Consider the following 12,821-nt stretch of genomic DNA (forward strand, 5'->3'; position numbering starts at 1 on the left):
CGCGCGACACGCCGTGACGTTCGGCCCGATGTCCTCGACTCCGATGCCCGCCGTGGGTAGCGTGGACTCCGCCCCACGGGGCGTTCACGAGAGTAGAGGGGCGAACGGATGACCGGGCTGGATCGGAGCGAACGTCCACGCTACGACCTCGGACTCCTCTTCACCGACGGCCTCCCCGAGCACGATGACGGCGTGGGCTACCGCGGAGCAGTGGCCGCCCGGGCCGCGGGCATCAGCTATCGGCAGCTCGACTACTGGGCACGGACCCAGCTGGTGGAGCCGACCGTCCGGGGCGCCGCAGGTTCGGGATCGCAGCGGCTCTACGGCTTCCGCGACATCCTCGTGCTGAAGCTGGTCAAGCGACTGCTCGACACGGGGATCTCCCTCCAGCAGATCCGGGTCGCGGTCACGCAGCTGCGCGAGGCGGGCATCGAGGACCTCGCGCAGACGACGCTGATGAGCGACGGCGCGAGCGTCTACCTGTGCACGTCAGACGATGAGGTCATCGACCTCGTGAACCGCGGGCAGGGCGTCTTCGGGATCGCCGTCGGCAAGGTCCTCCGTGAGGTGGAGTCGACCTTGGTCGAGCTCGACACGCAGCCCGCCGAGCCGGTCGACGAGCTCGCCGCGCGCCGGAATCGCACGTCGCGCAAGATCTCCTGACCTCGCTGCCCGCACGGCGTCCGGCGGTGCGATCCGGACGGGGTCCGAGGCGCGGTCGCCGCGCGCATGCATGACCGCGCGCCTCCACCCCGAGCCGAGTGTGACGTCGCGTGACGTCCCCGCCGGGGTCAGCGCTGCGGGGCGTCGAGCTCCATGTGCGGGACGGCGCCCGGTGCGGGATCGGCGATCCTGGCCGCACGCAGCACGCGCTCGAGCAGCTGGTCGAAGTGCGCGGACATCTCCTCGGCGCTCTCGCCCGGCCACATGTGCAGCGGCTTGGCCGCACCCTGGGCCTGCTGGAGCGACGTGCGCTCCGGCAGCTGCGGGCTGAGCACGAGGGGGCCGAACATGTCGCGCAGTTCCTTGATGCGGAACTGGTGCTCGAGCGATTGGACCCGCGCGCGGTTGACGATGATGCCGAGCGGTTGCAGCCGCGGCGAGAGACCGCGCCGGATCTCCTCGATCGCACGCAGCGCGCGGTCGGCGGCCGCGACCGAGAACAGGCCCGGCTCCGTCACCACGGCGACGCGGTCGCTGGCGGCCCAGGCCGTGCGGGTCAGGGCGTTGAGCGACGGCGCGCAGTCGATGAGGACCAGCTCGTAGTCGGACTCGACGTTCGCGAGCGCCTCCTCGAGCTTCCAGATGTCGCGGATCGAGGGGTGGGGACCGTCGTAGTTGATCGCAGACGGACTGCCGATCATGACGTCGATCGTGGACTGGGGATTCGTCCGGGCCCATCCGCTCGGCGCGATCGCCGAGCGGACGATCTTCTCCTTCGGCGACGCGAGCACGTCGGCCACGTTGAGGTGACCGGAGACCTGGATGTCCATGCCCGTCGACACGTCGGACTGCGGGTCGAGATCGACCACGAGCGTGCGCACGCCGCGCGCGAAGGCCGCGGACGCCAGCCCGAGGGTGACGGTGGTCTTGCCGACCCCGCCCTTCAGGGAACTGACCGAGAGAACGTGCACGAGCGAATACGTTACCGTTACTCGGAACGCGATACCTAAACGTTCGCTGTGCGCTCGTCCCCCCTCGGAAAGGCCTGCATGTTCACGAAGATCCTGGTCGCCAACCGCGGTGAGATCGCCATCCGCGCGTTCCGCGCCGCCGTCGAGCTCGGTGCGAAGACCGTCGCCGTCTTCCCGTACGAGGACCGCAACTCGCTGCACCGGCTGAAGGCCGACGAGGCGTACCAGATCGGCGAGCCCGGCCACCCGGTGCGCGCCTACCTCGACGTCTCGGAGATCATCCGCGTCGCCCAGGAGTCGGGCGCGGACGCCATCTACCCGGGGTACGGGTTCCTGTCCGAGAACCCGGAGCTGGCCCAGGCGGCCGCCGATGCCGGCATCACCTTCATCGGGCCGCCCACCCGGGTGCTGGAGATGGCGGGCAACAAGGTCACCGCGAAGCAGCAGGCGATCGCCGCGGGCGTGCCGGTGCTGAAGTCGACCGAACCCTCGACGGATGTCGAGGCGCTCCTGGCCCAGGCCGACGAGATCGGCTTCCCGATCTTCGCCAAGGCCGTGGCGGGCGGCGGCGGTCGCGGCATGCGCCGCGTCGACCGGCCCGAGGACCTCCGCCGTGCGCTCGAAGAGGCGATGCGCGAGGCCGACAGCGCCTTCGGCGACCCGACCATGTTCCTCGAGCAGGCCGTCCTGCGTCCGCGCCACATCGAGGTGCAGGTGCTCGCCGACGGCACCGGTGAGACGGTCCACCTGTTCGAGCGCGACTGCTCCGTGCAGCGGCGACACCAGAAGGTCGTCGAGATCGCGCCGGCGCCGAACCTCTCGGACGAGGTCCGCACCGCCCTGCACCGCGACGCCGTCGCCTTCGCCCGCTCGATCGGCTACGTCAACGCGGGCACCGTGGAGTTCCTGCTCGACACGGCGGGCGAGCGTGCCGGCGAGCACGTGTTCATCGAGATGAACCCCCGCATCCAGGTCGAGCACACCGTGACCGAGGAGGTCACCGACGTCGACCTCGTGGTCGCGCAGATCCGGATCGCGGCGGGGGAGACCCTCGACGACCTCGGCCTCGTCCAGGACGCCATCCACCTGCGTGGGGCCGCCCTGCAGTGCCGCATCACGACCGAGGACCCGACCGCCGGCTTCCGGCCGGACACGGGCAAGATCACGACCTACCGGTCGCCCGGAGGCGCCGGCATCCGCCTCGACGGCGGCACCGTGAACCCCGGTGCGCAGATCAGCCCGCACTTCGACTCGATGCTCGCGAAGCTCATCTGCCGCGGCCGTGACTACGAGCAGGCCGTCACCCGCGCGAAGCGGGCGCTCGCGGAGTTCCGGATCCGCGGCGTGTCCACGAACATCCCGTTCCTGCAGGCCGTGATGGATGACCCGCACTTCATGGCCGGCGACCTCAGCACGTCCTTCATCGACGAACGCCCGCAGCTCGTGCGGGGCCGCGTCTCCAAGGACCGCGGGACCAAGATCCTCAACTGGCTGGCCGACGTCACGGTCAACCAGCCCAACGGCGCCGCGCCGACGACCGTGAGCCCCGCCGAGAAACTGCCCGACATCGACCTGTCCGAGCCCGCCCCGGCGGGCTCACGGCAGCGGCTGCTCGAGCTCGGGCCGAGCGGGTTCGCCGCAGCCCTGCGCGCGCAGACGCCGCTGGCGGTCACGGAGACCACGTTCCGCGACGCGCACCAGTCGCTCCTGGCCACGCGCGTGCGCACCAAGGACCTCGTCGCGGTCGCGCCGTACGTCGCGCGGATGACGCCGCAGCTGCTCTCGGTCGAGGCATGGGGCGGCGCGACCTACGACGTCGCGCTGCGTTTCCTCGGCGAGGACCCGTGGGAGCGGCTCGCCGCCCTTCGCGAGTCGCTTCCGAACATCAACATCCAGATGCTCCTGCGCGGGCGCAACACGGTCGGTTACACGCCGTATCCGACCGAGGTGACGGACGCCTTCGTCGAGGAGGCCGCGGCCACGGGCGTCGACATCTTCCGGATCTTCGATGCGCTGAACGACATCTCGCAGATGCGTCCCGCGATCGACGCAGTGCTGGCCACGGGCACCGCGGTCGCGGAGGTCGCGGTCTGCTACACCGGCGACCTCCTCGACCCCGCCGAGGACCTCTACACGCTGGAGTACTACCTGCGCCTGGCCGACGAGATCGTGTCGGCGGGTGCCCACATCCTCGCGATCAAGGACATGGCCGGCCTGCTCCGTCCGGCGGCTGCCGAGAAGCTCGTCGCCGCGTTCCGCGAGCGTTTCGACCTCCCGGTGCACCTGCACACGCACGACACCGCGGGCGGCCAGCTTGCGACGCTGTTGGCCGCGAGCCGTGCCGGCGTCGACGCGGTCGACGTCGCGAGCGCACCGATGGCGGGGACGACCAGCCAGCCGTCGGCGTCCGCCCTCGTGGCTGCGCTGTCGCACACCGAGCGCGACACCGGCCTCGCGCTCGACGCCGTCTCGGACCTCGAGCCGTACTGGGAGGCCGTGCGGCGCATCTACCGCCCATTCGAGTCGGGTCTTCCGGGACCCACGGGCCGGGTCTACCACCACGAGATCCCCGGCGGACAGCTCTCGAACCTGCGACAGCAGGCGATCGCCCTCGGCCTCGCCGACGACTTCGAGCTCATCGAGGACATGTACGCCGCGGCGAACGAGATCCTCGGCCGGGTGCCCAAGGTCACCCCGTCCTCGAAGGTCGTGGGCGACCTCGCGCTGCACCTCGCCGCCGTCCGGGCCGACCCCGCGGACTTCGCGGCGAACCCCGAGAAGTACGACGTGCCGGACTCGGTGATCGGGTTCATGGCGGGGGAGCTCGGCGACCTTCCCGGCGGATGGCCCGAGCCGTTCCGTTCGAAGGTGCTCGCCGGACGCGACGTCCGCGTGGGCGTCGCAGAGCTCACGCACGCGCAGCGGCGCGGGCTCGCCGAGGCCGGCGTCGAGCGGCAGGCCCTCCTGAACTCGCTGCTGTTCCCCGCGCCGACGCGCCAGTTCGAGCAGATCCGCGAGCTGTTCGGCGACCTCTCGGTGGTCGACACGGCGGACTACCTCTACGGTCTCCGACCGGGCGCCGAGCACGTCGTCGAGATCGACAAGGGCGTTCGCCTGTACGCGGGCCTCGAGGCGATCGGCGAGGCCGACGAGAAGGGGATGCGCACCGTCATGACCGTCCTCAACGGACAGCTGCGCCCCGTGTTCGTGCGGGATCGGAGCATCACGGTCGAGACGCGCGCGGCGGAGAAGGCCGACGCCTCGCAGCCGGGCCACGTCGCGGCGCCGTTCTCCGGCGTGGTCACGCTCCAGGTCGAGGAAGGCGCCGCGATCGAGGTCGGACAGGCCGTCGCGTCGATCGAGGCGATGAAGATGGAGGCCGCGATCACCTCTCCCGTCGCCGGCATCGTCGAGCGCGTCGCGATCCCGAAGACCCAGCAGGTGGAGGCGGGTGATCTGCTCGTCGTCGTACGTCCGGGTTAGACTCGGCAGAGTTCCGCACTGATGGGGAGGGGAAATCGGTGGCAGAACGCGACGTACATCCGGAGGACACGGGGCCCGGCCCCGACGAGACCGGCACGGGTCGGTCCCGGTCGGGCGGTGCGCACGCGGCCGATTCGGTCGACGTGCACGTCGACTTGCCGCCGGCCGCCCCGCGGGCGATGCCGGACGACGAGGTCGCCGTGGCGATCGACGACGTCGCGGTCGACCCGGGTGACCTGTCCGCGATGACGGCGGGCACGTCGTCGGTCGACGTGGTCCCGGCGCTCGCGGGCGCAGGCTACCGGTCGGCGTCGCGCCGCGACCCGTCGCCGTACGGCGCTCTGCTGGCGGCCGACAACGCGAGACTGCGCCGCGAGCGGATCACCACCGACACCGGGGCCCACGTGGCGATCGTGGAGGAGAGCAGCGGTGAGATGCTCCCGGCCGAGGTGCCGGAGACGCCGGAGTCCCTCACGCCGGACCGGCTCATCGACCTCAATCGCACCATCCGCCCCGCACCGCAGGGCGGCATGAACCGCTTCCTCTACGAGGCGACGTTCCACCTGGTGAACCTCGGCGACTCCGCCAAGGTCCGTGCCCACAAGGCGATGAGCGACCGGATCCGCCGGCGCTTCGAGGGCGGCGCACGATTCGTCCCCGTGCTCACGCGCAAGGGGGGCGTCGGGAAGACCACGGTGACCACCCTGCTCGGCATGGCCCTCGCCGATGCGCGCGATGACCGGGTCATCGCCATCGACGCGAACCCCGACCGCGGCACGCTCGCCGAACGGGTCGACCGCCAGACGCGGGAGACCGTCCGGGACGTGGTCGCCAAGGCGTCCTCGATCGGCGGGTACACCGACTTCTCACGGTTCGTCTCGCGCGACGAGACGCGGCTCGACATCCTCGCCTCTGACACCGACCCCACGCTCTCGGAGGCCTTCGACGACGACGACTACAACGTCGTCGCGGGTCTGGCCGCCCGCTACTACTCGCTCGTGCTCACCGACTGCGGCACCGGGATCGTCCACTCGGTGATGCGAGCCACGCTCCAGCGCGCGGACTCGATCGTCGTCGTCTCCGGTGGCAGCGTCGACGAGGCTCGCCTCGCGAGCGAGACCCTGACCTGGCTCGAGGCGAACGGCTACGCCGAGCTCGTGCGCAACGCCGTCGTCGCGATCAACCTCGCGACCCAGGGCACCCATCTCGTCAAGGTCGACGAGATCGAGGCGCACTTCCAGTCCCGTGTGCGCGAGATCGTGCGGATCCCGTATGATCCTCAGCTGGCGGCGGGATCGGTGGTGCACTGGAGCGACCTGCGACCGGTGACCCAGCACTCGGCCCGCGAGCTCGCCGCCCTCGTGGTGGAAGGCCTGCCTGTCGAGCGCGGGCACTGAACACGGAGCCCCATTGCCGGAACGTCCCATTCGCCTGTTCGGCGATCCCGTCCTGAAGACCATCTCGAACCCCGTCGACCACGTCGACGACCGCGTCCGCTCGCTCGTCGCCGATCTCGTCGACAGCGTCCGCGTCCCCGGCCGGGCCGGGGTCGCCGCCCCACAGATCGGCGTCAACCTCCGCGTGTTCAGCTACAACGTCGACGGCGATGTCGGGTACATCATCAATCCCGTTCTCGTCGAGGTCACCGGTGAGCCGGAGCTCATCGACGAGGGATGCCTGTCCGTCCCGGGCCTGTGGCACAAGACACCGCGGCATCCCTTCGCGAGGGTCCGCGGCATCGACCTGGACGGGAACGAGATCGAGCTGGCGGGCGAGGGGCTCATGGCCCAGGCGCTCCAGCACGAGACCGACCACCTCGACGGCATGCTGTACCTCGACCGGCTGGAGAAGGACGAGCGCCGTGCCGCGATGCGAGCGGTGCGCGAGTCCGACTGGTTCTGAGCCGGCGCGCACGACTCCCCGCGCGGTCGGCGACGCGATGACGGGGAACGGCCCCGCGGGAACTCCCGCGGGGCCGTTCTCGTCGTGGCTCGATCAGCTGATGACCGAGTGTCCTTCGGTGGCCGGTGCAGCCGAGTACAGCGCGTCGATCTCGTCCGAGAAGTCGTCCAGGATGACGTTGCGCTTGATGCTCATCTTCGGCGTCAGGTGTCCGCTCGCCTCGGTGAACTCCGTCGGCAGGATGACGAACTTCCGGATCGACTCGGCGCGAGAGACGTTCTCGTTGGCGGCATCGATGGCGCGCTGCACCTCGGCGAGCACGTTGGGGTTGGCGCACGCCTCTTCGAGGCTCATGGCGGCATCCTCGTGGTGGTTGTTCAGCCAGACGGGGAGCATCTCGGGGTCGAGCGTCACGAGCGCCGAGATGAACGGCTTCTGGTCGCCGACCACGACGACCTGGCCCACGAGCGGGTTGGCGCGGATCGGGTCCTCGAGCGCGGCCGGTGCGACGTTCTTGCCGCCGGCCGTGACGATGATCTCCTTCTTGCGACCCGTGATCGTGAGGAAGCCGTCGGAGTCGAACTGGCCGATGTCGCCGGTCTTGAACCACTCGCCGTCGAAGGCGTCGGCCGTGGCCTCGGGGTTCTTCCAGTACTCCTTGAAGACGTCGACGCCCTTGACCTGGATCTCGCCGTCCTCGGCCAGTCGCACGGAGACGCCCGGGAGCGCCGGGCCCACCGTGCCGATCTTGGACTTGTGCGCGAGGTTGACCGTGGCCGGTGCAGTGGTCTCGGTGAGGCCGTAGCCCTCGAGGATCGTGATGCCGAGCGCGTGGTAGAAGTGGCCGAGACGCGGGCCCAGCGGTGCCGAACCGGACACCGCGTACTTCACGTTGCCGCCCATCGCTGCGCGGAGCTTCGACAGGACGAGCCGGTCGAGCACCGCGAACTTCAGGCGCAGCCCGAGCGGGATCCGCTGGCCGGACTCGAGCGCCTTCGAGTACGCGACGGCGGTCTCGGCCGCCGCGTGGAAGATGCGGCCCTTGCCACCGGCCTCGGCCTTCTGCTCGGAGACGTTGTAGACCTTCTCGAACACGCGCGGGACGGCGAGCAGGAAGGTCGGCTTGAACGTGCCGAGCGCCGGGAGGAGCTGCTTCGTGTCGGGCTGGTGGCCGACGCGAACGCCGGCGTGCACGCACAGCACGGAGATGAACCGGGCGAACACGTGCGCCGTCGTGATGAACAGCAGCGTGGACGCCCCGTTCGGGTCGAGCACGACCTCGTCGAGCGCGACCGCGGCGTTGCGGCAGAGCTCGACGAAATTGGAGTGCGTGAGCACGCAGCCCTTCGGCTTGCCGGTGGACCCGGACGTGTAGATCAGCGTGGCGATGTCGGAGCCGACGGCCAGGTTGCGCCGGCGCTCGATCTCGTCGTCCGAGACGTCGCCGCCGGAGGCCATGAGCTTGTCGAGGTCGCCGAGGTCGATCTGCCAGACGCTCCGGATCGCCGGCAGGTCGGGGTGCACCTCGTCGAAGCGGGCGAAGTGGTCGGCGGTCTCGAGGATCATCGCGATCGCGCCCGAGTCGCCGAGGTTCCAGCGCACCTGCGCCGGCGAGCTCGTCTCGTAGACGGGGACGAGGACGGCGCCCGCGAACCAGGCGGCGAAGTCGATCAGCGTCCACTCGTATCGGGTCTTGCTCATCAGGCCGATCTTGTCGCCGGGCTGGATGCCGGCGGCGACGAGCCCCTTGGCCAGTCGCACGACCTGGTCGTGGAACTCCCGGGTGGTGACCGGGCTCCATCCGCCATCGGCGGTCGGCAGGGAGAACAGCACCGAGTCGGGCGTCGCCTTCACGCGCTCGACGAGCAGGTCGGTGGTGTTGGCGTCCGGGTCGGCAGGGACCAGGGGCGCGGTGGTGAATTCGGTCACGGTAGCTCCTTCGGCACCGGGAGTGACGCTCGGGGTTCGGGCCCGGGCGGTCGAGGCTTTCGGGTTGACTACACTCTAGTCGGTGCGGCCGGGACGACTCCGGCGGTATCCACCACTGCTTCCCGGCGAAAGGCTTCGACGTGCACGCGATCGGCATCGACATCGGCGGCACCAAGATCGCTGGCGCCGTCGTGGACGAACTCGGGACCATCGTCAGCGCGGCCCGCGTCCCGACCCCCGCGGATACCGGTGCGCTCGAGGACGCCGTGGTCGAGATGATCCAGGGCCTCGGCGACGGACGTCGCATCGACGCCGTGGGCGTGGCCGCCGCCGGCTTCGTGGACGCTGCGCAGTCGACCGTCTACTACGCGCCGAACATCGACTGGCGCAACGAGCCCTTCCGCGAGCGGCTCGAGGCGCGCGTCGGCGGCAACGTCGTGATCGAGAACGACGCGAACGCGGCCGGATGGGCGGAGTTCCGCTTCGGCGCCGGCCGCATGGTGAGCGACATGGTGATGCTCACCATCGGCACGGGCGTCGGCGGCGCGATCGTGGCCGGTGACCGGCTCTTCCGCGGCGGCTTCGGCGCCGGCGCCGAGCTCGGCCACCTGCGGCTCGTGCCGGGCGGAATCGCGTGCGGTTGCGGGCAGCACGGGTGCCTCGAGCAGTACGGATCGGGCCGGGCGCTCATGCGAATGGCCAACGAGATCGCCGATGCGGGCGGGATAGGCCAGAGCCTGGCGCGTGCGCGTGCGCAACACGGCGCACTCGACGGCACCATCGTCGGCGGCCTGATCGAAGCCGAGGATCCGGGCGCCGTGGCGGCCCTCCGCCAGCTCGGCCGCTGGCTCGGCGAGGCGTCGGCGAGCCTGTCGGCGGTGCTCGACCCGCAGCGCTTCGTGTTCGGCGGCGGCGTGGCCGTGGCCGGCGAGCTCCTGCTCGCGCCCATCCGCGAGGCCTATCTCGAGCATCTCCCGGCCCGCGGTTACCACCCGGAGCCCGACTTCGTGATCGCCGAGCTCGTCAACGACGCCGGCGTCGTCGGCGCCGCCGACCTCGCGCGGGTCTGGGCCGAGGAGCACGCCTGACGCGGCCCCGCGTTAGGCTGGGCGCGGCTGGACGAGACGGAGGACCCGGGTGTTCTACTGGATCATGAAGCACATCGTGGTGGGGCCGTTGCTCCTCTCGATCTTCCGTCCGTGGGTGGTCGGCCTCCAGCACGTCCCGAAGGAGGGGCCGGTCATCCTGGCCTCGAACCACCTCTCGTTCATCGACTCGATCTTCCTGCCGATCGTGGTCGATCGGCCGGTGGTGTTCCTCGCCAAGAGCGAGTACTTCACGGGCCGGGGCCTCAAGGGTTGGGCCACGCGCATGTTCTTCCAGGCCGCGGGGCAGCTCCCGATCGACCGCTCCGGCGGCAAGGCCTCCGAGGCGTCGCTGAACACCGGCCTGCGGGTCCTGGGCGAGGGGCGCATCCTCGGCATCTACCCCGAGGGCACGCGCAGCCCCGACGGGCGGCTCTACCGCGGCCGCACGGGCGTCGCCCGCATGGTCCTCGAGGCGGGCGTACCCGTGGTGCCGGTGGCGATGATCGGGACCGCCGAGATCATGCCGATCGGCACGCGGCTGCCCAAGGTGCGGCGCGTGGGAATCGTGTTCGGCGAGGCACTCGACTTCTCGCGGTTCGAGGGGATGGAGGGCGACCGCTTCGTCCTCCGCTCGGTGACCGACGAACTGGTGTACGACCTCCGCGCGCTGAGTGACCAGGAGTACGTCGACGTCTACGCGAGCACCGTGCGCGAGCAGCGCGCGACGCCGGCCGCAGGCGGGTAACGCGGCGCCGCGTCACGGTAGGCTGGACCGACGGCGTCGCGACGTGCGGCGCCCGCTTCGTTTCCGCGCCGTGTGCGCCCGAACCCCTCAGGACAGTCCAGTGGTACAGCTCGTCGAGCCGGTCGTGAATGCAGATCCCTCCGTGATTGCCGGCCTCGACTATTGGCGGACCCTGCCGATCAAGCAGCAGCCGTCCTGGCCCGACGCCGAGGCGGCGCACGCGGCATCCGCCGAGCTCGCCACCCTCCCGCCGCTGGTGTTCGCCGGTGAGGTCGACATGCTCCGGGACCGCCTCGCGGCGGCATCCCGCGGCGAGGCGTTCCTGCTCCAGGGCGGCGACTGCGCCGAGACCTTCGCGGGAGCGACCGCCGACCAGATCCGGAACCGCGTGAAGACGGTGCTCCAGATGGCCGTCGTGCTCACGTACGGCGCGTCGATGCCCGTCGTGAAGATGGGGCGGATGGCGGGACAGTTCGCCAAGCCCCGGTCGAAGGACACCGAGACGCGCGGCGAGGTGACGCTGCCGGCGTACCGCGGCGACATCGTCAACGGGTACGACTTCACGCCCGAGTCCCGTCAGGCCGATCCGTCGCGCCTGCTGCAGGGCTACCACATGGCGGCCTCGACGCTGAACCTCATCCGCGCGTTCACGCAGGGCGGGTTCGCCGACCTGCGTCAGGTGCACGCCTGGAACCAGGGCTTCGCGAAGAACCCGGCGAACGTGCGATACGAGAAGCTCGCCCGCGAGATCGATCGCGCGGTGAAGTTCATGGACGCGTGCGGCGCCGACTTCGAGGAGCTGAAGCGGACCGAGTTCTACACCGGCCACGAGGGCCTGCTCATGGACTACGAGCGCCCGATGACGCGCATCGACTCGCGCACCGGAACGCCGTACAACACCTCGGCGCACTTCATCTGGATCGGCGAGCGCACGCGCGAGCTCGACGGCGCGCACGTCGACTTCCTGTCGCGCGTGCGGAACCCGATCGGCGTCAAGCTCGGCCCGACGACGACCCCCGAGGTCATGCTCGAGCTGGTCGAGAAGCTCGATCCGAACCGCGAGCCGGGCCGCCTGACCTTCATCACGCGCATGGGCGCAGGCAGGATCCGCGACGCCCTGCCGCCCCTGCTCGAGGCGATCACGCGCAGCGACGCGAACCCGCTGTGGGTGACCGACCCCATGCACGGCAACGGCATCACGACGCCGACGGGATACAAGACGCGCCGCTTCGACGACGTCGTCGACGAGGTCAAGGGCTTCTTCGAGGCGCACCGCGAGGCCGGCACCCACCCCGGCGGCATCCACGTCGAACTCACCGGCGACGACGTCACCGAGTGCCTCGGCGGATCGGAGCACATCGACGAGGACACCCTCGCGACGCGGTACGAGTCGCTGTGCGACCCTCGACTCAACCACATGCAGTCGCTCGAGCTGGCCTTCCTGGTGGCCGAGGAGCTCGCGGCCCGCTGATCGGGTGGTGGGGGGCGGCCGCGCGGACGGCGCCCGCCCCGCACCACCCGTGAACACGACGTCAGGGCCGTCACGCCGGATCCGCCGTCGACGCATCCCCACAACGCTCCCGCCGCGCCTCCGGCGCGCCCGCTCGAGCGGCGGGCTACGGGGAGAAGTTGACGGTGATCTCGGTGCCGCGCTGCACCCGCTCGCCCGCGGCCGGGTCCTGGACGGATGCGACGACGGCGCCCTCGAGGAACGGCGGGACGTTCGAGGTCACCGCGAATCCGGCCTCCTCGAGCTGCTTTCTCGCCGCCGCCACGGTCTGCCCGGTGATCACGTCCGGCACCTCGACAAGGTCGGGGCCCTTCGAGACCGTGAGCCGGACGGTGTCGCCGGGCTTCATCGGGTCGCTGAGCCAGTCCGCGGTGATCACGACGTCGGCCGGCACGTCGTTCGAGAACTGCGCCTCGGCGAACTCCACCACGAGTCCGGCGGCCTCGAGTCGTGACTGGGCCTCCCCGACGGCGAGACCCTCGACCGGCGGGACGGGGCCGACCGAGACGAGCAGCGTGACCTTGCCGAGC

10 protein-coding genes are annotated in these 12,821 nt (G+C 70.6%); 7 read left to right on the top strand and 3 right to left on the bottom strand.

What is annotated here, in order from left to right:
• Positions 1 to 108 precede the first annotated feature (108 nt).
• A complete protein-coding gene (locus tag ABME01_RS14350) occupies positions 109 to 663 on the top strand; it encodes a MerR family transcriptional regulator (RefSeq protein ID WP_353829106.1) in 555 nt (184 codons plus the stop codon).
• Positions 664 to 791: 128 nt separating this feature from the next.
• Here the strand turns inward: ABME01_RS14350 and ABME01_RS14355 are convergent, their stop codons facing one another.
• A complete protein-coding gene (locus ABME01_RS14355) occupies positions 792 to 1,634 on the bottom strand; it encodes a ParA family protein (protein ID WP_353829107.1) in 843 nt (280 codons plus the stop codon).
• Between the two features lie 78 nt (positions 1,635 to 1,712).
• On the opposite strand from ABME01_RS14355, the gene ABME01_RS14360 reads away from it, so the two are divergent.
• From ABME01_RS14360 to def, 3 genes are read left to right on the top strand one after another with little or no spacing between them, the layout of a single operon-like run.
• Positions 1,713 to 5,117, top strand: coding sequence for a pyruvate carboxylase (locus ABME01_RS14360; RefSeq protein WP_353829108.1), 3,405 nt, complete (start codon positions 1,713 to 1,715; stop codon positions 5,115 to 5,117).
• 38 nt (positions 5,118 to 5,155) lie between these two features.
• A complete protein-coding gene (locus ABME01_RS14365) occupies positions 5,156 to 6,514 on the top strand; it encodes a MinD/ParA family ATP-binding protein (RefSeq protein ID WP_353829109.1) in 1,359 nt (452 codons plus the stop codon).
• A gap of 13 nt (positions 6,515 to 6,527) precedes the next feature.
• Positions 6,528 to 7,019: a peptide deformylase gene (def, locus tag ABME01_RS14370; protein ID WP_353829110.1), complete on the top strand. Its 492-nt coding sequence runs from the start codon at positions 6,528 to 6,530 to the stop codon at positions 7,017 to 7,019.
• 93 nt (positions 7,020 to 7,112) lie between these two features.
• Here the strand turns inward: def and ABME01_RS14375 are convergent, their stop codons facing one another.
• Positions 7,113 to 8,948 carry an AMP-dependent synthetase/ligase gene (locus ABME01_RS14375; protein ID WP_353829111.1) on the bottom strand — a complete coding sequence of 612 codons (1,836 nt, stop codon included), beginning with the start codon at positions 8,946 to 8,948 and terminating at the stop codon, positions 7,113 to 7,115.
• Between the two features lie 140 nt (positions 8,949 to 9,088).
• Here ABME01_RS14375 and ABME01_RS14380 point away from each other — a divergent pair, with 140 nt between their 5' ends.
• From ABME01_RS14380 to ABME01_RS14390, 3 genes are all read left to right on the top strand, one after another.
• Positions 9,089 to 10,036 (top strand): ROK family glucokinase, encoded by a 948-nt coding sequence (locus ABME01_RS14380; protein WP_353829112.1) that lies wholly within the window; start codon positions 9,089 to 9,091, stop codon positions 10,034 to 10,036.
• 49 nt (positions 10,037 to 10,085) lie between these two features.
• Positions 10,086 to 10,781: a lysophospholipid acyltransferase family protein gene (locus tag ABME01_RS14385; protein ID WP_353829113.1), complete on the top strand. Its 696-nt coding sequence runs from the start codon at positions 10,086 to 10,088 to the stop codon at positions 10,779 to 10,781.
• Between the two features lie 100 nt (positions 10,782 to 10,881).
• Positions 10,882 to 12,252, top strand: a complete 1,371-nt coding sequence (locus ABME01_RS14390; protein WP_436407442.1) for a class II 3-deoxy-7-phosphoheptulonate synthase — start codon at positions 10,882 to 10,884, stop codon at positions 12,250 to 12,252.
• Between the two features lie 145 nt (positions 12,253 to 12,397).
• Here the strand turns inward: ABME01_RS14390 and ABME01_RS14395 are convergent.
• The coding region (locus ABME01_RS14395; protein ID WP_353829114.1) for a PASTA domain-containing protein at positions 12,398 to 12,821 on the bottom strand (424 nt) is incomplete at its 5' end.

Source organism: Agromyces litoreus (assembly GCF_040496015.1).
In the GTDB taxonomy this organism is placed as follows: Bacteria; Actinomycetota; Actinomycetes; order Actinomycetales; family Microbacteriaceae; genus Agromyces; species Agromyces litoreus.

Coding starts and splice junctions, on each gene's coding strand:
- ABME01_RS14350 (WP_353829106.1), top strand. CDS start 109: ATGACCGGGCTGGATCGGAGCGAACGTCCACGCTACGACCTCGGACTC.
- ABME01_RS14360 (WP_353829108.1), top strand. CDS start 1,713: ATGTTCACGAAGATCCTGGTCGCCAACCGCGGTGAGATCGCCATCCGC.